19 protein-coding genes are annotated in these 20,452 nt (G+C 66.5%); 9 read left to right on the top strand and 10 right to left on the bottom strand.

Translation table 11 applies throughout. The features are described from left to right. Positions 1-27 precede the first annotated feature (27 nt). Entirely contained in the window at positions 28-1,191 is a 1,164-nt protein-coding gene (gene rnd / locus ACFQ00_RS06225) for a ribonuclease D (RefSeq protein ID WP_381487732.1), read from the top strand. On the opposite strand, the gene ACFQ00_RS06220 is transcribed toward rnd, so the two are convergent. The 5 genes from ACFQ00_RS06220 to ACFQ00_RS06200 form a co-directional block, all read right to left on the bottom strand. Then, positions 1,188-2,699, bottom strand: coding sequence for a Ppx/GppA phosphatase family protein (locus ACFQ00_RS06220; RefSeq protein WP_381487729.1), 1,512 nt, complete (start codon positions 2,697-2,699; stop codon positions 1,188-1,190). The genes rnd and ACFQ00_RS06220 overlap by 4 nt on opposite strands. Positions 2,700-2,768: 69 nt before the next feature. Beyond that, positions 2,769-4,931, bottom strand: coding sequence for an RNA degradosome polyphosphate kinase (locus ACFQ00_RS06215; protein WP_381487726.1), 2,163 nt, complete (start codon positions 4,929-4,931; stop codon positions 2,769-2,771). After that, positions 4,918-5,553, bottom strand: a complete 636-nt coding sequence (locus ACFQ00_RS06210) for an HdaA/DnaA family protein (RefSeq protein ID WP_381487724.1) — start codon at positions 5,551-5,553, stop codon at positions 4,918-4,920. The genes ACFQ00_RS06215 and ACFQ00_RS06210 overlap by 14 nt, the downstream gene beginning before the upstream one ends. Continuing rightward, on the bottom strand, positions 5,550-6,644 hold the full coding sequence (locus ACFQ00_RS06205) for an AI-2E family transporter (RefSeq protein ID WP_381487721.1): 1,095 nt from the start codon (positions 6,642-6,644) through the stop codon (positions 5,550-5,552). Before ACFQ00_RS06205 ends, ACFQ00_RS06210 begins: the two co-directional genes overlap by 4 nt. Beyond that, the gene (locus ACFQ00_RS06200; protein ID WP_381487718.1) at positions 6,641-7,942 is read right to left on the bottom strand and encodes a heavy-metal-associated domain-containing protein; all 1,302 of its coding nucleotides are present in this window, start codon (positions 7,940-7,942) and stop codon (positions 6,641-6,643) included. The genes ACFQ00_RS06205 and ACFQ00_RS06200 overlap by 4 nt, the downstream gene beginning before the upstream one ends. 70 nt (positions 7,943-8,012) lie before the next feature. Between ACFQ00_RS06200 and purM the strand changes: the two genes are divergently transcribed. Genes purM through ACFQ00_RS06180 form a run of 4 tightly spaced genes read left to right on the top strand, consistent with a single transcriptional unit; the run spans position 8,013 to position 10,634 of the window. Further along, entirely contained in the window at positions 8,013-9,107 is a 1,095-nt protein-coding gene (gene purM, locus ACFQ00_RS06195) for a phosphoribosylformylglycinamidine cyclo-ligase (RefSeq protein WP_381487888.1), read from the top strand. Continuing rightward, a complete protein-coding gene (purN, locus tag ACFQ00_RS06190) occupies positions 9,097-9,693 on the top strand; it encodes a phosphoribosylglycinamide formyltransferase (protein ID WP_381487715.1) in 597 nt (198 codons plus the stop codon). Before purM ends, purN begins: the two co-directional genes overlap by 11 nt. Then, entirely contained in the window at positions 9,665-10,036 is a 372-nt protein-coding gene (locus ACFQ00_RS06185; protein WP_381487712.1) for an MmcQ/YjbR family DNA-binding protein, read from the top strand. The genes purN and ACFQ00_RS06185 overlap by 29 nt, the downstream gene beginning before the upstream one ends. After that, positions 10,026-10,634 (top strand): hypothetical protein, encoded by a 609-nt coding sequence (locus ACFQ00_RS06180; RefSeq protein WP_381487709.1) that lies wholly within the window; start codon positions 10,026-10,028, stop codon positions 10,632-10,634. The genes ACFQ00_RS06185 and ACFQ00_RS06180 overlap by 11 nt, the downstream gene beginning before the upstream one ends. Before the next feature lie 3 nt (positions 10,635-10,637). Here the strand turns inward: ACFQ00_RS06180 and ndk are convergent, their stop codons facing one another. From ndk to ACFQ00_RS06165, 3 genes are all read right to left on the bottom strand, one after another. After that, positions 10,638-11,060: a nucleoside-diphosphate kinase gene (ndk, locus tag ACFQ00_RS06175; protein ID WP_121052901.1), complete on the bottom strand. Its 423-nt coding sequence runs from the start codon at positions 11,058-11,060 to the stop codon at positions 10,638-10,640. A gap of 85 nt (positions 11,061-11,145) precedes the next feature. Continuing rightward, positions 11,146-11,601, bottom strand: coding sequence for a DNA polymerase III subunit chi (locus ACFQ00_RS06170; protein ID WP_381487704.1), 456 nt, complete (start codon positions 11,599-11,601; stop codon positions 11,146-11,148). Next, entirely contained in the window at positions 11,598-13,088 is a 1,491-nt protein-coding gene (locus ACFQ00_RS06165) for a leucyl aminopeptidase (RefSeq protein WP_381487700.1), read from the bottom strand. The genes ACFQ00_RS06170 and ACFQ00_RS06165 overlap by 4 nt, the downstream gene beginning before the upstream one ends. Before the next feature lie 151 nt (positions 13,089-13,239). On the opposite strand from ACFQ00_RS06165, the gene ACFQ00_RS06160 reads away from it, so the two are divergent. The 4 genes from ACFQ00_RS06160 (at position 13,240) to rsmA (ending at position 18,747) form a co-directional block, all read left to right on the top strand. After that, positions 13,240-15,459, top strand: coding sequence for an LPS-assembly protein LptD (locus tag ACFQ00_RS06160; RefSeq protein ID WP_381487697.1), 2,220 nt, complete (start codon positions 13,240-13,242; stop codon positions 15,457-15,459). 138 nt (positions 15,460-15,597) lie between these two features. Then, entirely contained in the window at positions 15,598-16,920 is a 1,323-nt protein-coding gene (locus tag ACFQ00_RS06155; RefSeq protein WP_381487694.1) for a peptidylprolyl isomerase, read from the top strand. After that, the gene (gene pdxA / locus ACFQ00_RS06150) at positions 16,917-17,903 is read left to right on the top strand and encodes a 4-hydroxythreonine-4-phosphate dehydrogenase PdxA (RefSeq protein ID WP_381487691.1); all 987 of its coding nucleotides are present in this window, start codon (positions 16,917-16,919) and stop codon (positions 17,901-17,903) included. The genes ACFQ00_RS06155 and pdxA overlap by 4 nt, the downstream gene beginning before the upstream one ends. Then, the gene (gene rsmA, locus ACFQ00_RS06145) at positions 17,896-18,747 is read left to right on the top strand and encodes a 16S rRNA (adenine(1518)-N(6)/adenine(1519)-N(6))-dimethyltransferase RsmA (RefSeq protein ID WP_381487688.1); all 852 of its coding nucleotides are present in this window, start codon (positions 17,896-17,898) and stop codon (positions 18,745-18,747) included. Before pdxA ends, rsmA begins: the two co-directional genes overlap by 8 nt. On the opposite strand, the gene ACFQ00_RS06140 is transcribed toward rsmA, so the two are convergent. After that, the gene (locus ACFQ00_RS06140) at positions 18,740-19,240 is read right to left on the bottom strand and encodes a tetratricopeptide repeat protein (RefSeq protein ID WP_374593860.1); all 501 of its coding nucleotides are present in this window, start codon (positions 19,238-19,240) and stop codon (positions 18,740-18,742) included. The two genes, rsmA and ACFQ00_RS06140, sit on opposite strands and share 8 nt — an antisense overlap. 38 nt (positions 19,241-19,278) lie before the next feature. Then, entirely contained in the window at positions 19,279-20,445 is a 1,167-nt protein-coding gene (locus tag ACFQ00_RS06135; protein ID WP_381487686.1) for an RsmB/NOP family class I SAM-dependent RNA methyltransferase, read from the bottom strand. Positions 20,446-20,452: the final 7 nt, after the last annotated feature.

The raw sequence follows: 20,452 nt of genomic DNA, 5'->3' as shown, positions 1-20,452 counted from the left end.
GCGCCGACCGCCCTAATAGAACCGTCCATGAAAATCCATCCGCTGATTACCGATACCGAAACGCTCGCCGCCTTCTGTGCCCGTCTCGCCACCGCCGACTATATCGCCGTCGACACCGAGTTCATGCGCGAGAACACGTACTGGGCCGACCTCTGCCTGATCCAGCTCGCCTCGCCCGACGAGGCCGCGGCTGTCGATCCGAAGGCGAGCGGCATCGACCTTGCCCCGATGCTCGACCTTCTCGTGGCGGCCGATGTCCTCAAGATCTTCCACGCCGGCGGGCAGGATATCGAGATCATCCACAATATGACCGGCAAGACCCCCTCGCCCGTGTTCGACACGCAGGTGGCGGCAATGGCGCTGGGGATGGGCGAGCAGGTCAGCTACATCAACCTCGTCGCCTCGTTCACCGGCGCCAATCTCGACAAGGGCGCCCGCTTCACCGACTGGGCCCGCCGCCCGCTCGACAAGCGCCAGCTCGATTACGCGATCGGCGACGTGACGCACCTCATCCAGCTGTTCCCGAAGCTGCTCGGACGCCTCAAGAAAACCGGGCGCGGCGACTGGCTCGACGAGGAGATGGCGCGGCTGACGACGCCCGAGAACTACGTCAACGATCCGTGGACCGCCTGGCAGCGCATCCGCCTGCCAAGCCGGAAAGCCGACGCGCTCGGCCGGTTGAAGGCGCTTGCCGCGTGGCGCGAGCTGGAAGCCCAGCGCCGCGACCTGCCGCGCGGCCGCATCGTGAAGGACGAGACGCTTGCCGATCTCGCCGCGCATCCGCCGGGGGATCAGGAAGCGCTCGGCCGCGTGCGCGGGCTTTCGAAGACTTGGACGACGAACGACATGGGTGCACGGCTGATGGAGGCGCTGGACGCCGCCGTGCCGCTGCCCGAAAGCGAAATGCCCGAGCGCGACGCAGGCAAGCCGCGTCTCGGATCGGACGCTGTTCTCGTCGCCGATCTCTTGAAGCTGCTTCTGAAGATTCGCTGCAAAGAGGCTGATGTCGCGCCGAAACTTATCGGCAAGGCAGATCACCTCGAAGCCCTCGCCGCAGGTGTCCGCGACGGACTGCCACTGCTGAACGGCTGGCGCTACGAAGTCTTCGGCCGCGATGCACTCGCTCTCGTCGAAGGGCGGCTCAGCTTCGCCGTGCAGAGCGGGAAGCTGCGCATGACCGAGATCGACTAGCTCCTCTCCACCTCGAACACCGCGACAAGACCCATGGCGGCCGCCAGCGCTTCGTGACGCCGGGCGACAGCCTCGGCGTAGAGCGGCTGGTAGCGCGGTGTCAGTGTCAGAACGAGGCGGCCGCCATCGCGGTAGACACGGCTCTTTTCGAGCGGCCGGGCCGTGCCGGCCGTCAGCCGCTGGCCGAGCCTCAGAGCAAGCCCCCACTTGAATGCGCGCGTCAGTTCGTCCCGCGCAGCGAGTCGCGGCAGGTCGGCGATCGCCGGATCGTTCGCCGAGCCGCCATAGGCTGCGAACAGCGCTGCGCCGAGCAGCGCGCGCTCGCGCCCGTCGATCCCGACCCAGTTGCCGTGGAGCGCCAGCTCAAGACCCCGCTCCGCCCGGAAATCCGGGTGCGCGCGCCACGCCGTATCGGCAAGCACGCAGGCGACGAGGCGCAGCCGCGTATGGTCCGGCATCTCGGGCGCGAACATGCCGTTCATCCATTCCATCAGCGCTTCGGCATGGAGCGGGAAACGGCCCTGAATCGCAGCCTCCTGCTTCGCCGCGGAGACGAGCGGGTCTTCCTTCTGAATATCCTTCGGCAGGTCCGCGTAAAGGATGCCTTCGCGAATGCCATAGGACGAGGCGATGACACCGCTGCTGCCGAGCCGCTTCACGACGGCGCGGAGCAGGAGCGCTGCGCCCGGAAGCTGCGGGATACGCGCCGAGGACAAGCGCGGGATCGCGCGCAGGCGTTTGGGGCTCAGGTTCGGCAGCGCGCGCGCCATGTGGTCGATTCCCGCGATATCCATCGCATACTGGTGGACGACCGGCAGCGGATAGTCGGCGAGATGCATGTGAAGCTGCGCGAGCGCGCGCCACGAGCCGCCGACCATGTAGAAGGGAAGCCCCTTCCCCTGCCCCGCCCACTTCACCTCGGCGAGCGCCTTCTTCACCAGCCCCGCCAGCGAGCGCCCGCCCATCTTGCGCGCGGCATCAAGCTTCAGCGCACCGATGGGCAACGACAGATGGCTGTGCGGCTTGCCCTTCTTCACGCGGACGAGTTCCAGGCTGCCGCCGCCGAGATCGCCAACGACACCATCGGCATTCGGGATACCGGCGATCACACCGTAGGCTGCGAGCCGCGCCTCCTCCGCACCGCTCAGTATGCGGACATCGAGCGCGCAGCGCTTCTTCGCCATTTCAAGAAAGGCGTCGCGGTTCCGGGCATCGCGCACGGCAGCAGTCGCGAAGGCGTGAAGGCGATCGACGTTCATGTCATCGCACAGCAGGCGAAAGCGTGTGAGCGCGGCGCGCGCGGTTTCCAGCCCCTCGGGCGTGATGGCGCCGGTATCCGCGACGCCCCGGCCGAGCCCGGCCATCACCTTCTCGTTGAACAGCACCAGCGGCGTGCGCCGGTCGCCGCGGAAGGCGACAAGGCGAATCGAGTTCGAGCCGATGTCGATGACGGCATTGACCGGAATATCCCCGGCCCGGCGGCGGTCTTTCGTCGCGCTCAGCGCCATTCGCTTGCCCCTGTCGCCGCACCCAGTTGCCGCAATGCGCTCGGCAATAACGGCTGGCTTCACACGAGTCTATTCGGCGGCGGCGGCCGGAAGGCCCGCGTCAGTATCCGACAGGTAGAGCCGGGGTACGGGAGCGGCAGCCTTGATAGCGGCGCCGCGACCCGAAAGCGACGGATTCGTCATGAAATAGCGGTGCAGGTTGAACGATTCCCCGGGTGAAGCGATGCGCTCATATGTCCCATCCGGGTGGAGTTCCCACGACTGCTCCGTGTCCTTGAGGTTCGCCAGCATCACCTGATCGAGGATCTGCGCGTGCACCGTGGGGTTCTCGATCGGCACGAGCAGTTCGACGCGGCGGTCGAAATTTCGCGGCATCCAGTCCGCCGACGAGGTGAAGAGCAACGCCTTGCGTGAAGGCAGTGCGCTGCCGTTCGCGAAAGCGATGATGCGGCTGTGTTCGAGAAAACGCCCGATGATCGAGCGAACGCGAATGTTCTCCGAAAGCCCGCGCACGCCGGGGCGCAGGCAGCAGATGCCGCGGATCACAAGCTCGATGGGAACGCCTGCGGCGCTCGCCTCGTAGAGCTTGTCGATGATCGCCGGATCGACGAGCGAGTTCATCTTTGCCCAGATGCCGCTCGGCTGTCCGGCCTCGGCATTGGCGATTTCCGCGTCGATGAGCGCGGTGAGCTTCTGGCGCATCCCCGAGGGCGAGATTGTCATCGCCTCCAGTCCGCGCGGCTCCACGTAGCTCGTCACGTAGTTGAAGATCTGCGCGGCATCGCGGCCGAGCTTGGGGTCCGCACTGAAAAAGCTGAGATCGGTGTAGATGCGTGCCGTCACCGGGTGATAATTGCCCGTGCCGAGGTGGCAGTAGGTACGAAGGCTACCGTTTTCACGGCGCACGACGAGCGATATCTTGGCGTGCGTCTTCCAGTCGATGAAGCCGTAGACGACCTGCACGCCCGCGCGCTCCAGCGCCGCCGCCCACACGAGGTTCTGCTCCTCGTCGAAACGCGCCTTCAGCTCCACGACCGCGGTCACCGACTTGCCCGCCTCCGCTGCATCGACAAGCGCACGCACCACGGCGGACTGCTTGCCCGCGCGGTAAAGCGTCTGCTTGATCGCAACAACGTCCGGGTCCGCCGCCGCCTGCCGCAGGAAGGCGAGCACGACGTCGAAGCTCTCGTAGGGGTGGTGGACGACGATATCCTTGGCGCGGATCGCCGCGAAGCAATCGCCACCGTACTCGCGGATACGCTCGGGGAAGCGCGGCGTGTAGGGCTCGAACTTGAGGTCCGGGCGATCTTCCTCGACCAGCTGGGCGAGATCGGCGACGCCGATGATGCCCGTAACCGGGGTCACGTCGCGGTCGTCGATGTGGAGCGCATGTTGAACCATCTGGTGGAGGCGCGGCGGCGTGCCGTCCTCGATCTTCAGGCGGATCACGCGGCCCCGGCGGCGGCGCTTGATCGCGGTCTGGAAGAAGCGGACGAGGTCTTCAGCCTCTTCCTCAACCTCGATGTCGCTGTCGCGGATCACGCGGAACACGCCGTCGCCCATGATCTTGAAGTTCGGAAACAGGTCGTCCGCGAAGATGCGCACGACGTTCTCGAGCGCGATGTAGCGCGCCTGCGCGCCCGGCAGGCGCACGAAGCGGGCAAGCGGCGCGGGCATCATCACCAGCGCGAGCAATTCCTCACCATCCGATTCGCGCTTCAGCTCCATGGTGAGCGCAAGGCCGCGGTTGGGGATGAACGGGAAGGGATGCGCCGGATCGATCGCCTGCGGTGTCAGCACCGGGAATATCTGCTCGCGGAAATAGGTTTCGAGCCAGCGTTCGTCTTCTGGCGAGAGCTCGGGGCCTTTGAGCACGTGAAAACCGGCGACCGCCAGTTCACTCGACAGCGCACGCCACACATTCTGTTGCTGGCGCATCAGCGCATCCGCGCGCTCCGTGACGGCGACAAGCTGCTGCGCGGGTGTCGCTCCATCGGGGCTGCGAAGCTCGACCCCCTCCTCCACCTGCCCGTACAGGCCCGCCACACGGACCATGTAGAACTCATCGAGGTTGGCGCCGGAGATTGACAGGAAGCGCAGACGTTCGAGCAGCGGATGCCGGACGTTTTCCGCCTCTTCGAGCACGCGGGCATTGAACGCCAGCCACGAAAGCTCGCGGTTGAAGTACCGCGCGTTGTTACCGCCAACCGATTTGATGTTACGTTTCGCCACTTTCGCTTCCGTCCGCCGTCTCGCCGAGCAGCAGTGCCACGCGCACCAGCGGCACGGTCACGGCGCGCTGCCCCGCAAGAGCGGCGGCGTCGATCGCGGCGACAGCGGATGCGGCGGCGGCAAAGCTGCGTTCGATCCGTTGTACCATATACTCTATGACAATTGGTGAAACGCGCAGGCCACGTTCGCGAAAAGATTTTGCAACGATTTCGGCAAGCAGCGCGTCGTCGGGGGCATCGATATGGATGATCCCCGCCGCACCGAGGCGAGAGGCAAGATCGGGCAGCCGCACATTCCATTCGCCGGGCGACGTCCGCGCCGCGACGAGCAGCGCGGGACCACCTGCCTGCGCGGCGTTCCACGCATGGAACATTGCATTTTCGTCACGGCCGGACACGTCGGTATCGTCGAAAATGCGCACAGCACCGGGATGCCGCCCCGCGAAAAGCCGCAACAGGTGGCTCTTGCCTGAGCCTTCGGGGCCGACGACGATCAGCGTATGCGACGGCCAATCCGGCCAACGGTCAAGCATCGCGACCGCAGCAGCATTCGCCTCCGAGATGTAGAAATCCGCTTCCCCGTCGGCCGACCGGTATTCGAGCGGCAGCGCGAACTGGCTCATGCGGAAAGGGTCACGTCCTCTGGCGGCGGTTCGTCGTCAAGGAAGAGCGGGCTTTTCAGATACTCGCCGAGCAGCCAGCGCATGACGACGCCAAGAACCGCCGCCACCGGCACGGCGAGGAACACACCAAGGATGCCCAGCAGCTCACCGCCCGCAAACACCGCGAACAGCACCCACAGGGGATGCAGCCCTATGCGGTTGCCGATGAGGTTCGGTGTCAGCACGGTGCTTTCGAGAAGCTGCCCCACAAAGAAGATACCAACGATGAGGCCGAGGTGCAGCACGTCCGGCCCCCACTGGCCGAGACCGACGAGAAGCCCGAGCCCCACCGAGACGACGACGCCGAGATAGGGCACGAAGCCGAGCACGCCCGCAAGCGTGCCGAGCACGAGCGCGTAGTTGAGACCGATCAGGCTCCAGCCCACCGAATAGAAGATCGCAAGCGACAGGCAGACAAGCGACTGCCCCCGCACGAACCCCGCAAGCGCGGCATCCGATTCGCCCAGCAGGCGCCGGATCGTCTCCGCATAGCGCGGCGGCCACCACGCATTGATGCGCATCGTCAGCGCGTCGTAGTCGCGCAGGGCATAGAAGGCGACGACGGGCATCATCACGAACAGCGCAAGCAGGTTGAAGACCGCGAGGCCTCGGCTCAGAATGCCGCTCGCAAGCGTGCTGAGCCACGCCGCGGCGCGGTGCATCAGGTCGTTGCTGAGCGTTTCGATCGCGACGACGTCGCCAGCCGCGTCCGAAAGGCGCTCGACCAGAGGTCCAAGTGACTGAATGAGTTGCGGGAGGTTCTGTACAAGTTGCTGGAACTGCGCTGCCACGAGCGGCGCCATCGCGAGGATAAGCAGCGCGAACACGCCGAAGAAACCCACAAGGATCAGCATCGCCGCCACCCAGCGCGGAACGCCGCGCTGCTCCAGCCTGTCCGCCACCGGATCGAGCAGATAGGCGATGACGAGCCCGGCGACGAACGGTCCGAGCACGCCGCGTGTCGCATAGGCGAACCACAGGATGATCGCGGCGACGAGAATCCAGCGGATCGGGATGCGCCGCCGACCGCCGAGGACGGCGCCCTCGCTCACCGTTCGTTCTCCGACGGCATCAGGTCGCGCGGGCCGCCGCTTTCGGTGACGGCATCGTCGGCGACCGGCAACGACGGCAGCACAACCGCCGGGCGCGGCAGCGGCGCCTCGCCTTCCGCGCGGCGGCGAAGCTGGCTGCCATCGAGCCGCCAGCCGCGCTGATCGAGCGCGTAGCGAAGCATCGCGTAATCGACCGTGTGATTGATGCGCACCTGCGACATGCCGCCGATGGAAAGCCCGAGCAGCGTAACGCCGTCCACCTCGGGCACGCCGCCGAGCGCGGCCTCGATCGCATTCCAGCTCACCGCATCGGGCGTTGCGACACTGACGGTCGTCCCCATCGATCCCAGCGATTCCGCCGGATCGAGCAGCGGCGATACCGAAACCGGTTCCAGCGCCAGCGTCAAAGTCGGGTCGGCGCGCAGCACGCCGGACTGGAGCGCGCGCGCATAAGCGGAATCGATCCGCCGCACGGCGGTGTCGAGCATCGCATCAAGCTCACCCGCGGCCCCGGCGCGCAGGCGGAACCGCGTCAGCACGGCCGAATCCGGCCCATGCCGGGCAAGGAAGGTGCCGACGATCGGCCCGCCGGGGTAGGTGCGGTCGAGCCAGGCCTCCGCCACCAGCACGTTCTCAGCGCCATAACGCGACAGGATCGAACGCCACAGGCCGCGATTGTCGCGCCGCGCCTGCCATCCCGTCAGCAGCATCGCGTCGGACGCGCTGCCACCCGCACGCACATAGGAAATCGGGCTCGAATCCGTGCCGAAGCGCGACCACGCCTGCAGCCACGGCGAGCGCCCCTCGTAGACCGAGGTCACACCGCCGTCCGCGAGCACCGGCAGCAACAGCATCGGCGCGGACTGCAGCACGCGCGCGTTCGCGGGCAGCCGCTCCCCGGCGCGGACACGGTCGAACACGACGCCGAGCTTGCCGACGTAGCGCTTATCCGAAAAATGCTCTGCCTGAACCTCGACGCCGCTCACCATCCCCTCGATCGCGCTGTCGGGGAGCTTGGGGGCGCCCGACGCGGCAACGCCCGTCATCCGCGCATAGAGTTGCGGCCACGCCTGCCGCGCCGCCTCGCGAAACGCGGCGACGCGCGCGGCTTCGGCGGAGCCCGCCACCACATCGACATCGATATCGCTGACGAGGAACGCGCTCCCGCCCGCGGCGGGGGCCTCAGCGGGCGGTTCCGGGCGATCGCCATCCTGCGCCAGCAGCGGCACCGCGACAGCCGCCGCAAGCGCCGCCAGCGCGGCCGCCATCCATCCGTTGAGCTTGCGTTTGAAGGTCACGGCGCCTCTATGCCAAACGCGGCGCGAATTGGGAGTCGAATATTTCTCGCTTCGGCGCTATGGCCGCGCGATGACCACGGGCAAATCCTACAGCTACGCCGACGCAGGCGTCTCCATCGCCGCCGGAAACACCTTCGTGAAGGCGATCTCGTCGCTGGTGAAGGCGACGGCGCGTCCCGGCGCAGACGCCGAGATCGGCGGCTTCGGCGCGTTCTTCGATCCGAAGGCCGCAGGGTTCAACGATCCGCTGCTCGTTGCGGCAACGGACGGCGTCGGCACCAAGCTGAAACTCGCCATCGACACCGGACGTCACGACACGGTCGGCATCGATCTCGTCGCCATGTGCGTGAACGACCTTGTCGTGCAGGGCGCCGAACCCTTGTTTTTCCTGGATTATTTCGCGACCGGCAAGCTTGAGCAAGGCGTCGCTTCGGCTGTCGTCGCGGGCATCGCCGAAGGCTGCCGCATCGCGGGCTGCGCGCTTATCGGCGGCGAAACCGCCGAGATGCCGGGCATGTACGGCGCAGGCGATTATGACCTCGCGGGCTTTTCCGTGGGTGCCGTCGAACGCGGCCAGCAGCTGACCGGCGAACGCGTCGCGCAGGGCGACGTGCTGCTCGGCATCGCCTCCTCGGGCTTCCATTCGAACGGCTATTCGCTCGTCCGCCGCATCGTTGCCGACAAGGGCCACGCGCTGGACGCCCCCGCCCCGTTCGACACATCGCGCCCTCTCGGCGAAGCGCTCCTCACGCCCACGCGCATCTATGTGAAGGCATTGCTTCCGGAAATCCGCGCGGGCCGCATCAAGGCGCTCGCACACATCACCGGCGGCGGGCTCCTCGAAAACGTGCCGCGCGTGCTGCCGAAGGGCGCACACGCCCGCATCGACACGGGTGCATGGGCGCTTCCGCCCGCGTTCGCGTGGCTCCAGCATGAAGGCAACATCGCCGCCGGAGAAATGGCGCGCACGTTCAACTGCGGCATCGGCATGGTCGCGGTGGTGGCATCGGCGGACGTCGAAGCGACGCTCGGCGCACTCGCTGCTGCCGGGGAAACCGCATACGTGATCGGTGCCATCGATGCGGGGGACACCGGCTGCACTGTCGTCGGCGGCGCCGAAACGTGGGGTAGCCGCGAGGCTTGGGAAGCCGTGCATGTCGCCTAAACTCCGCGTCGGGGTGATGATCTCCGGCCGCGGCAGCAACATGGCTTCGATCCTTGCCGCCGCCGAGGCGCAGGACTGCCCATACGAGGTCGTCCTCGTCGCCTCCAACAACCCAGAAGCAGCCGGCCTCGGCTTCGCGGATGAGCGCGGCGTGGCCATTTGGGCGCATGATCATCGCGGCATGAAGCGCGCCGAATTCGACAGGCTGATTGATGCGGCGCTGCGTGCCGCGAACGTCGAAATGATCGCACTCGCGGGCTATATGCGGCTGCTTTCGTCCGAATTCGTCGAATCCTGGAAGGGTCGCATCCTCAACATCCACCCCTCGCTGCTCCCCAAATACAAAGGCCTCGACACACACGCCCGCGCGATCGAAGCCGGCGATGCCGAGGCCGGCTGCTCGGTGCACATCGTGACGCCGGAGCTCGACGACGGCCCGGTGGTGGCGCAGGCGCGTGTTCCCGTGCTTGCAGGGGACACGCCGGAAACGCTTGCAGAGCGCGTTCTGAAAGAGGAACATCGCCTGTATCCCGCAGCGCTTGCGAAGTGTGCCGCCGATGTCCTCCAATCCCGAAGCCCTGCTTGAAGCCGTCCGCGCGCGGGCGCTCGCTCTGCCCGCCACCGCCGAAAAGCTCTCGCACGGCGCGCCCGGTTTTTACGTCGAGAAGGGCAAGTTCTTTGCCTATTTCAGCGACGATCACCACGGCTGCGGCATCACCGCGCTGCTGGTGAAGACGAGCGGCCTTGAAGAACAGGCGATGCTGATCGAGGCCGACCCCGATCTTTACTACCGCCCGCCCTATCTCGGCCCCTACGGCTGGATCGGCATCCGGCTCGACAGGCAAGAGCCGGACTGGGAGCACGTGAACGACTGGCTCATGAAAAGCTGGCGCCTGTCCGCGCCAAGGAAACTCGCCGATGTCTTCTGACGTACCGGAAATCCCCGAAACGCACGCAGAGAAAGCCGCCGAAACCGCCCGCATCCGTCGCCGATGGCTTTCGCTCGGCGAAACCGTGGCGGTGATCGCCGTCGTGATCTCGGCGCTGACGCTGTGGAACAACTACGACGAGCGCAAATCGGCGGAGGCCGAACGGCGGGCAGAAAAAGCCACGTCCCGGCCGAAATCGATCGGGCTGATCGCAATCGATGCAGGCGGTGCCGGCCTCGCGTTCAAGGCCGCGGACTGCGCCCTGCAAAGCACCGACATCCGCTTCCCGAGTGCGCTTGGGGTCGGGCCGGAAAGCACCGTTCTCGATCACCGCATCGAAGCGGACTGGTTCGAAAGTGCGCTCTTGAAGGCGGTGGAAAAGGATGCGCGAGACGGGCGCCTGCCGGTCGTGATCGCCAGCCGCTGCGAAGCAGCCGATGGCCCGCGCACCGAAACCGCCATCTACGATATCGTGTACCACATAGAACCGCGCGTCATTCTCGGCCGCACGGTCAAGCTGCGCGGGCTCGTGCGCCGCGAAAGCGTGGCGGGCGACGACAATGCCGCCGCCCGCCTCGATAAGCTTTGGAAACCTTAGGGCTTAACCGACGATTTCTTCGGGCTTGAAGAAGAAGTCGATCTCGATCTTCGCGTTCTCGAGGCTGTCGGAGCCGTGCACCGTGTTCGCCTCGATCGATTCCGCGAGCGCCTTGCGGATGGTGCCCTCGTCGGCGTTCGCCGGGTTGGTGGCGCCCATCACTTCGCGGTTCTTCGCGACGGCGTCTTCGCCTTCGAGGACCTGCACGACGACGGGCCCCGAGGTCATGAACGCCACGAGATCGCCGAAGAACGGACGCTCGCGGTGCACGCCGTAGAAGCCTTCGGCCTGTTCCTTCGTCATGTGGATGCGCTTCGAAGCGACGACGCGCAGGCCGGCTTCCTCAAGCATCTTGGTGACGGCGCCCGTCAGGTTGCGACGCGTCGCGTCGGGCTTGATGATCGAAAAGGTACGCTGCAGCGCCATGGGAGGTCTCCAGATAGGGCTTGTTGTGTCGTTTCAGGAAGTCGCGCGCCCAATATCCGGGCGCGGGTCCGATTGCAAGCCGCGCCTACCCTGCCTTCTGCCAGCCGCCCTTCTCGCCCTGGGTCCAGTAGACCGGCTGGACCCCTTCCCGCGCTTTCAGCGCCCGCCAATGCGCACGCGCGGCAGTGAGCGAGTCCTCGTCGTTGCCGTCGAAGAGGTAGAGGACACGCGCGAACACTGCCGGGTCGCCGGGTAGCTTTCCGCCCACCGAAATCAGCAGATCGGCACCATTCGCGGGCGCGAAATCATCAGACAGCAGCACGGGCTGAACCGCCGGATTGTCGCGCCCGTGCGGCAGGAAGCTGCCGGGGTCGTAGGTCCACAGGTGGCTGTCCAGCGCATCGAGTTCGTTGCCGTCCGAGGCGTGGACGAGCACGCGGTGCCCGGCTTCGATCGCCTTGCCCGCAAGAACGGGCACGACGTCGAACGGCCGCGACCGCGTGCAATGATAGAAGCCGACCGGTGTGAGCGCGTCGCTCACGCTTCCAGCGTATCCTCGACGAAGCGGTCCAGCAGACGCACGCCGTAGCCGGTTGCGCCCTTCTCCCATGTCGCGCCGGCCTTCGCGGACCACGCCATGCCCGCGATATCGAGATGCGCCCACTTCACGCCGTCGTTCACGAAGCGGCCGATGAACTGCGCCGCCGTGATCGAGCCGCCGTCGCGCGGGCCGACGTTCTTCATGTCGGCGATCGGCGAGTCGATCATCTTGTCGTAGGCGCTGCCGAGCGGGAAGCGCCACAGCTTGTCGCCCGTCGCGATGCCCGCGGTGACGAGTTGCTTCGCAAGCTCGTCGCTGTTCGAGAAGAGGCCCGCATATTCGTGGCCGAGGCTGATGATGATCGCGCCGGTCAGCGTCGCGAGATCGACGATGACCTCCGGGTTGAAACGCTTCTGCACCCACGTGATCGCGTCACAGAGCACCAGGCGGCCTTCGGCGTCGGTGTTGATGACCTCGACCGTCTGGCCCGACATCGTCGTCACCACGTCGCCTGGGCGCTGGGCGTTGCCGTCCGGCATGTTCTCGACGAGGCCGCAGATACCGACGACGCGCGCCTTGGCGCGGCGAAGCGCAAGCGCCTTCATCGCCCCCGCGACGGCGCCTGCGCCGCCCATGTCCCACTTCATGTCTTCCATGCCCGCGGCCGGCTTGATCGAGATGCCGCCGGTATCGAACGTCACGCCCTTGCCCACGAACACCGTGGAGGTCTTTGCCTTGCCGTTCGTGCCGTCCCACTCCATCACGAGCAGGCGCGGCGGCCTTGCCGAGCCCTGCGCGACCCCGAGCAGCGCGCCCATGCCGGCTTGGGCCATCTCCTTTTCATCGAGAACTTCGATCTTCACGCCGAGATCGGCGAGCGACCGGCAGCGCTCCACGAAACTTTCGGGGTAGATAACGTTGGCCGGCTCGGTGACGAGGCTCCGCGTGAAGCCCACGGCCTCCACGAGCGGTTCCAGCCGCGCCCATTCCTGCCCGGCGCTGCCCGCGTTCGCGATCGCGATCTCGGCGAGCGTCGGCTTCTGCTTCTCGGGCAGCTTGGTGCGGTACTTGTCGAAGCGCCACGCGCGGAGCGACGCACCGAGCGCGAGATGGGCAGCGGCCTTGGGCGTATCGACCGCGAGGTCGGAAACGCCGCCGAAATCGACCGTGACCTTCGTTTCGCCCGAAGCGAGCAGCCGCGCAGCGATCGCGCCGCCGATCCGCTCGAACATGGCGGCGTCTGCAAGACCGGGCTTGCCCGTGCCGACCACGAGGACGCGTGAAGCGTCCGTGCCCGAGGGTGCCAGCAGTTCCACGATCTGCGCGGCGTCGCCTTCGAACCGTGCCGTCTTCACGGCATTGGCGACCGCGCCGCCAAGCGCTGCGTCGAGTGCCTGCGCCGTCCCCGAAAGCACCGCGTCCTTCGCCGCGAAAACCACAAGGGCAGTGCCCGGCGTGTGCGACGTAACCCCGAACTCGATGCGCATCGGAAGGACTCTCCTGGAAGAAAAAACGATCGGGGGCGTTCTAGCCGTCCGGCAGGCGGACCGCAATTCACGGCGTATCGACGGGCGCTGCTTGCCGCCGTGGGTACGCCGCGGGTAAGAGGCGCTATCCGCCTGTCCGGGGAGCGCTTTCTTGTCCCGTTGCCTTGCCGCCTTTCTGCTGTCCACCGCGCTCGCGGGATTCGCCGCGCCTGCGCTGGCGCAGACGGAAGGCGCCGCCACCGTGGATGCCGGTCCGGCGCTGAAACCCGGCGATGCGATCGAGTTCGCTGCGGACACGATGCAGTATGACGACGACACGCAGCTGGTGACGGCGCGCGGCAACGTCGTCGTCACGCGCGATGGCTACCGCCTCACCGCGAACGAGGTCGAATACGACCGCAAGACCGGCAAGGTCGAGGCGCGCGGCGCGGTGAAGGTGATCGATCCCGACGGCAACGAGGCCTTCGGCGAACGCGTCGAGCTGGACGAATCGCTGCGCGACGGCGCGGTCGAGAACATCCTCCTCGTGCTTCGGGACGGCGGCCGCCTTGCCGCCCACGACGGCCGTCGCGACGCCGGGCGCACCACGGTGAACCGTGCCGTCTATTCGCCCTGCGACATCATCGGCGAAAACGGCTGCCCCAAGGAGCCGCTGTGGCAGGTGAAGGCGCTGCGCGTACGCCACGACCCCGATCGCAAGCGCGTCTACTACAAGGATGCGAGCCTCGAATTCCTCGGCATCCCGATCTTCTACACGCCGAGCCTGTCGCACCCGGACGGGCCGGGCCGCAACGCGACCGGCATCCTCGTCCCGTCCGTCACCATCGATCGGTCGCTAGGTGTCTCGGTCGAACTGCCGTATTTCCTCAGCTTCTCCGAAAGCAACGACCTCACCATCGCCCCGATCCTCTACACGGAGGTCAACCCGGCGCTCTCGGTGGAATACCGGCACCAAACCGCATCAGGCCCGCTGCGTTTCGGTGGTATCGGTACATATTCATCGGAACTGGACTTCCCCGACCCCGCGGGCACCGGCATTCCGAACAAACAGTTCCGCGGCTATATCTACGGCAACGGCCGCCTCCAGCATGGCCGCGACTGGCGCTCGACCTTCGGCCTCCGCCTCGCCACAGACGACACGTTCCTGCGCCGCTACGACATCTCGCGCGACGACACGCTGCGGAATTTCTACCAGCTCGAACGCTTCGGCGTGGAAAGCTATTTCGCGATCGAAGGCTGGGCTTTCCAGGGCCTGCGGCAAACGGATGTCGCTGGGCTGACCCCCGTCGCGCTACCCCTTATCAACTACATGTGGTCGCCCAGCGAGACGATCGGCGGCGGCCGGCTGAAGCTGGCGGCGGACACGGCAGCGATCACGCGCACCGACGGCATGGACACGCAACGAGCCTCCGCCTCCGCCGAATGGAAGCGCAGCGCGATCACCCCGTGGGGACAGCGCGTGACAGCGACCGCCCTCGTCCGCGGCGATATCTACCACATTACTGACAGTGCCTTTGCCGAGCTGCCGATCTACGCCGGGCGCAACGGCTGGGAGGGCCGCATCCTGCCCGCCGCCGCGCTCGACGTTGAATGGCCGCTCGCCGGCCCCGCGTTCGGCGGCACACAGACACTGACACCGCGCGTGCAGTTCTCCGTCTCACCGAGCGATGTGAACGACCACATCCCGAACGAGGATTCGCGCGCCGTCGACCTCGACGACACAAACCTTTTCGACTTGAACCGCTTCCCGGGTGCGGACCGCTGGGAAGGCGGACAGCGCGTGACCTACGGCGCAACGTGGCGGCTCGACCGCCCGCGTTGGCAGATCGAAAGCGAGTTCGGCCAAAGTTATCGCTTTGACGACACACCGGCGACGTTTCCGCAGGGCACGGGCCTTTCCGGCAACTTCTCCGATTTCGTCGGCCGCAACACGCTGCGCATAGGCAGCGGCTTCGACGTGACGCACCGCTTCCGCCTCGACAAGACCAGCTTCAAGCTACGCCGCAACGAGATCGACGTAACGGTGGGCAACAAGCGCACCTACGCGACGGTCGGCTACGTGAAGCTCGATCGCGATATCGACATCGAGGACCTCGAAGACCGTGAAGAACTGCGTGCCGGCGGCCGCATCAGCTTCGCGCGCTACTGGTCGGTGATCGGCTCGGTGATCCTCGACCTCACCTCGCGCGCCGAAGATCCGCTCAACACCTCGGACGGGTTCGAGATGGTGCGCCACCGGCTCGGCATCGCCTATCAGGACGAGTGCTTCGAGTTCGGCGTCACGTGGCGACGCGACTATGTGGAAGACCGCGACTTCCGGCGCGGCAACGCCTTCCTCTTCTCGATCAGCCTCAAGAACCTTGGCCGCTAATCGGCGGTTCAGCCGCGGGGGACTAGCCCTGCGGACAAGCGTAAACGATACGCTGACATTCATGTCCGCGCGTGCTAGGCGGCATGACCTGAGAGGCTACAAGACCGCTTCGGCGCTGCCGGGACGGGGGAGAGATTGATGAGGTTTTCGACGCTGCGCTGGCTTGCTGCCAGTGTCGCAGTTCTTGCTGCAGGGGCCACACTGGCCCAGAATTCGCCGCTTGCGGGCCTCTCCGATCCAGATATCGAGATTCTCGGTCAGCCTGTCGACCCGACGGTCCGCAAGGCGACCGCGATCGTCAACGGCGATGTCATCACCGATACCGACATCGACCAGCGTCTCAATCTCGTGCTCGCCGCGAACCAGGGGCAGATTTCCGATGACGAGCGCACGCGTCTACGACTTCAGGTGGTGCGCAACCTGATCGACGAAAAGCTCCAGATTCAGGAAGCGACCGCTCAGGAAGTCACGATCGCGCAGGACGAGGTCAATCAGGCGTTCACCCGCGTCGCCTCCAACTTCCGCATGAGCGCGGATCAGTTCGACGAGTTCCTCAAGACGCGCGGCACGTCGCAGAACTCGCTGAAGCAGCAAATTCACGCGGAACTCGCGTGGAGCCGTCTGCTCCGCCGCCGTGTCGAACCGTTCGTGAACGTCGGCGACGACGAGGTTCAGGCGCTCATCGACCGTCTGAATGCCGCCAAGGGCACCGAGGAATATCGCATCGCCGAGATTTTCCTGACCGCAACGGCGGAAAGCGCTGAGCAGGTGCGCGAGAACGCACAGCGCATCGTTGATCAGGTGCGGCAGGGCGGCTCGTTCATCGCCTATGCGCGCCAGTTCTCCGAGGCCTCAACGGCGGCGGTGGGGGGCGATCTCGGCTGGGTGCGCCCAGCGCAGCTTTCGCCCGAGCTCGCACCTGTGGTCGAAAGCCTGCCGCGCGGTGACGTTTCCAATCCCATCCAGATTCCCGGCGGCTTCGCGATCATCGCACTCGTCGACAAGCGGCAGGTGCTCGCGGCCGATCCCAAGGATGCAGTGCTCGCCGTGAAGCAGATCACGGTGCCGCTGGCAGCCGATGCGACACAGCAGCAGGCTGCCGGAATCGTGCAGCGGCTTCAAGCGGGTACGCAGGGCATGGGTGGCTGCGGCGGCGCCGAAGCGCTGGCCGAAAGCTTCGGCGGCAACGTCGTCGCCAACGATCAGGTCCGGCTCGGCGATCTGCCGCCGCAGCTCCAGCAGATCATGGAACCGATGCAGATCGGCCAGAGCACGCCGCCCTTCGGCACCCGCGAGGACGGCATTCGCGTGCTCGTGCTCTGCGGTCGCGAAGACCCGCCTGCCGCCGGCGCGCCATCGTTCGACCAGCTTTACGCGCAGATGGAAGAAAGCAAGGTCGCCATGGCGGCCCGCCGCTACCTGCGCGACCTTCGCCGCGACGCCGTTATCGATTACCGATGATTCCACCGATTGCCGTCACGCTTGGGGACCCCGCAGGCATCGGCCCGGAGATCATCGGGCGGTGCTGGGAACAACGCGAGGCGCTCGGACTTCCACCCTTCTTCGGGGTCGGCAACCGCGATTCGCTTGCGGGGGTCTGGAAAGGTGAGGTCTGCCAGATCGAGCACCCCGAGGATGTGGGCACCTGCTGCGACGCGCTGCCGCTGATCGAGGTCGCTGACAGCGAGGTGGTCGAGCCCGGCAAACCGACGCTGATCGGCGCACGCTGCGCGCTCGATGCGCTCGAAATCGCCACCGGCCTCACCCGCAGTGGCGCGGCAGGCGCGCTCGTCACCGGACCGGTCTCCAAGGCGCAGCTTCAGGCGATCGGCTTCACGCATCCGGGGCAGACGGAATTCGTGGGCGAACGCTGCGGCGTATTCGCGGCAAACCTTGCAATGATGCTGGTCGGACCGACGCTCCGCACCGTGCCCGTCACCATCCACATCGCGCTCGCCGATGTGCAGCAGCGGCTCACCACCGACCTCATCGTCAGCCGCGGGCGTGCGGCGGCGAAAGGGCTGGCGCGCAATTTCGGTATCCAGAATCCTCGCCTTGCCGTTGCCGGGCTCAATCCGCACGCGGGAGAAAGCGGACTCCTCGGGCGTGAGGAGATCGATGTTATCGCCCCTGCGATCGCCGAACTCCGCGCCGAGGGCATCGACGCGTTCGGGCCGCTTTCCGCCGACGCGATGTTCCACGAACATGCCCGCAAGAGCTATGATGCTGCGCTCTGCATGTATCACGATCAGGCGCTTGTGCCGCTGAAGACGCTCCACTTCGACGAGGGCGTCAACCTGACTCTCGGCTTGCCGATCGTCCGCACGGCGCCCGACCACGGCACCGCGTTCGACATCGCCGGCATGGGGATCGCGAGCCATCGCGCCATGGCGGCAGCGATCAGAACGGCGCACGCGTGCGCCGTGCATCGCGCGATTGACTGACACCCTGCCGCCCGGCCTCGCCGCACTGCCGCCGCTGCGCGAGGTGATCTCGAGGCACGGCCTCACGGCAAAAAAGGCGTTCGGCCAGAATTTCCTCTTCGATTCCAATCTTCTCGACAAGATTGCGCGGGTTCCAGGGCCGCTTTCCGGCGCACGTATCTATGAGGTGGGACCGGGCCCCGGCGGGCTGACACGAGCGCTGCTGCGCGCTGGCGCCGACGTAACAGCGGTGGAAATGGACAACCGCTGCCTCCCCGCGCTTGCCGAACTCGGCGAAGCGGCAGAGGGGCGTCTTACCGTTATCGAAAGCGACGCCATGCGGGTCGACGAGCCTGCAGTGCTCGCCGGCCCGGCCCACATTGTCGCGAACCTGCCTTACAACGTCGGGACCGCGCTTCTCGTGCGCTGGCTTACTGTCGATCCGTGGCCGCCGTGGTGGCTGAGCCTCAGCCTGATGTTCCAGAAAGAGGTCGCCGAGCGCATCATCGCAGCGCCGGACACAAACGCCTACGGACGTCTGTCGGTCCTCGCGCAGTGGCGTTCGCGGCCGCGCATCGCGTTATCGCTGCCGCCGCGCGCGTTCATTCCACCGCCCAAGGTGGATTCTGCAGTGGTCCACATCGTCCCGTCCGACGCGCCGGATGGTGTGCCGGTAAAGGCCGTGGAGCGGGTGACGGCGGCGGCGTTTGGCCAGCGACGCAAGATGCTCCGCGCCAGCCTTAAGGCACTACCCGGCGGGCTCGAAGCGCTTGCAGCAAGCGGCATCGACGGCGCACGGCGCGCGGAAACGCTTTCGGTTGGTGAGTTTGTGGCGCTCGCGCGCTGCTGGTCTGCGCTTAGTTAATCTTGGGCGCGGGCTTCTCAGCGGCGGCCGTTACCGTCGCCGGAGGCCCCTTCTCGATCGTCGCCGCAAGCGTCACCGCATTCTGGCATTCGCTCTGGCAGAGTTTGCGGATGCGCTCCAGATTGCCCTTCGCAAGCGCCACGGCACCACGCGCCATGTACGCCTCGCCCTGCTCCGATAGCGCGGTGAGATCGTTGGGATCGATGGCGAGCGCTTCGCGGTAAAACTTCACGGCGCGGCCAGGAAGACCGAGCTGGTCGTAGGAGCGCGCAATACCGATGTAGGCGCGCGTGTTGCGGGGATCGACGGCGAGCGCGGTTTCGAACTGATCGATCGCAGCCTGCGCCTTGTGACCATTGAGGAGCGCTTCACCGCTGCGCGTCAGCTGCATAGAAAGCGGCGCGATGCTGGGCTCCGCTGTCTTGCAATACGCAACGCTCGACGCCGTGGCGATGGCGACAGCAATTCCGGCGAGCATGATTCTGGACTGCATGAACACTTCCCTCAACGTCACTCCCCCAGAGGCCCGCTTTAGCATGACTTTTCATAACCTGCGATGAAGAAACCGTCGGTTTCGTCGCGGTCTGGACGCAGAATTTGCGCGCCACCACCATCAAGAGCCAGGTCCGGATGCGCCTTGCTCAGGGCCTCTGCCTGAAGCCGTCCTTCCTCGGGAAGCAGCGAGCACACGGCATAGACCAGCCTGCCACCCGGCTTCAGCAGGCGCGCGCCAAGATCGGCGAGATGGGCCTGCAGTGCTGTGAGCCGTGCGAACCGCTGCGGCGTAAGCCGCCAACGCGCCTCCGGATTGCGGCGCCACGTGCCTGTACCGCTGCACGGCGCATCGATGAGCACTACGTCGGCGGCACCCAAGAGGTCGCCGAGCGCGTCGGCCTCGCGGCCCGGATCGAGGAGGCGTGTTTCGATGTTCGCGGCGCCTGCGCGCGCCGCGCGGGGACCAAGGCGTGAAAGCCGCGAACGATCAGCGTCGCAGGCGATGAGGCGGCCCCGGTTTTCCATGTCCGCCGCAAGGGCGAGCGTCTTTCCGCCCGCGCCCGCGCAGAGATCGACGACTGTCATTTCCGGCTGCGCACTGCAGGCGGCGGCGATGAGCTGACTGCCCTCGTCCTGCACCTCGACGCGGCCATCCGCATAGACGGGCAGGTCCTCGACATTGAGAGCCTCCACCATGCGGAGGCCGTCTTGCGCGTGCACGGTCGGCACGGCGCCCGGAATGAGCGGCAACACCGCACTACGCGTTGTTTTCAAGCGGTTGACCCGCAGGTCGAGCGGTGCGCGCTCGGCGAGCGCGGCGAGCAGCGTCTCCGCATCGGCATATTCAGCAGCGAACTTCGCGATGAGCCATTCGGGCGCGAGTCCCAGTGCGGCGGCCGGCTCCCCTGCAACGACAGCCACCGGACCGCGCGGGTCCGTGCCAAACAGCGCGAGCAGGTCGGGAGCTTCCGCGCGGGCATAGCCGATCATCGCGGCGCGGCCGTTTTCCGGCCGTTCACCGAGCGCGCGGATGACGTGGTAGACGAGGTCGCGAACAGCGCGCCGGTCCTTCGAGCCCGCGTATCGCCGTGTCTTGAAGTAGCGCTGGATAAGCGTATCTGCCGCCGCGCCGCCACCGACAGCGGCGGCGATGATCTCGTCCAGCAGCACAATTGCCGCCTCGACGCGCGCGGCGGGCGTCACTGGCTTG

The organism is Sphingosinicella xenopeptidilytica (assembly GCF_042676985.1).
Lineage (GTDB): Bacteria > Pseudomonadota > Alphaproteobacteria > Sphingomonadales > Sphingomonadaceae > Sphingosinicella > Sphingosinicella xenopeptidilytica.
Note: the sequence above shows the minus strand (reverse complement) of the source record. Positions and strands in the feature narration are given on the sequence as shown.

Coding starts and splice junctions, on each gene's coding strand:
- ACFQ00_RS06180 (WP_381487709.1), top strand. CDS start 10,026: ATGTCTTCTGACGTACCGGAAATCCCCGAAACGCACGCAGAGAAAGCC.
- ACFQ00_RS06140 (WP_374593860.1), bottom strand. CDS start 19,240: ATGCAGTCCAGAATCATGCTCGCCGGAATTGCTGTCGCCATCGCCACG.
- pdxA (WP_381487691.1), top strand. CDS start 16,917: ATGATTCCACCGATTGCCGTCACGCTTGGGGACCCCGCAGGCATCGGC.
- ACFQ00_RS06185 (WP_381487712.1), top strand. CDS start 9,665: ATGTCCTCCAATCCCGAAGCCCTGCTTGAAGCCGTCCGCGCGCGGGCG.
- purN (WP_381487715.1), top strand. CDS start 9,097: ATGTCGCCTAAACTCCGCGTCGGGGTGATGATCTCCGGCCGCGGCAGC.
- rnd (WP_381487732.1), top strand. CDS start 28: ATGAAAATCCATCCGCTGATTACCGATACCGAAACGCTCGCCGCCTTC.
- ACFQ00_RS06165 (WP_381487700.1), bottom strand. CDS start 13,088: ATGCGCATCGAGTTCGGGGTTACGTCGCACACGCCGGGCACTGCCCTT.
- ACFQ00_RS06155 (WP_381487694.1), top strand. CDS start 15,598: ATGAGGTTTTCGACGCTGCGCTGGCTTGCTGCCAGTGTCGCAGTTCTT.
- ndk (WP_121052901.1), bottom strand. CDS start 11,060: ATGGCGCTGCAGCGTACCTTTTCGATCATCAAGCCCGACGCGACGCGT.
- ACFQ00_RS06220 (WP_381487729.1), bottom strand. CDS start 2,699: ATGGCGCTGAGCGCGACGAAAGACCGCCGCCGGGCCGGGGATATTCCG.
- purM (WP_381487888.1), top strand. CDS start 8,013: ATGACCACGGGCAAATCCTACAGCTACGCCGACGCAGGCGTCTCCATC.
- ACFQ00_RS06210 (WP_381487724.1), bottom strand. CDS start 5,553: ATGAGCCAGTTCGCGCTGCCGCTCGAATACCGGTCGGCCGACGGGGAA.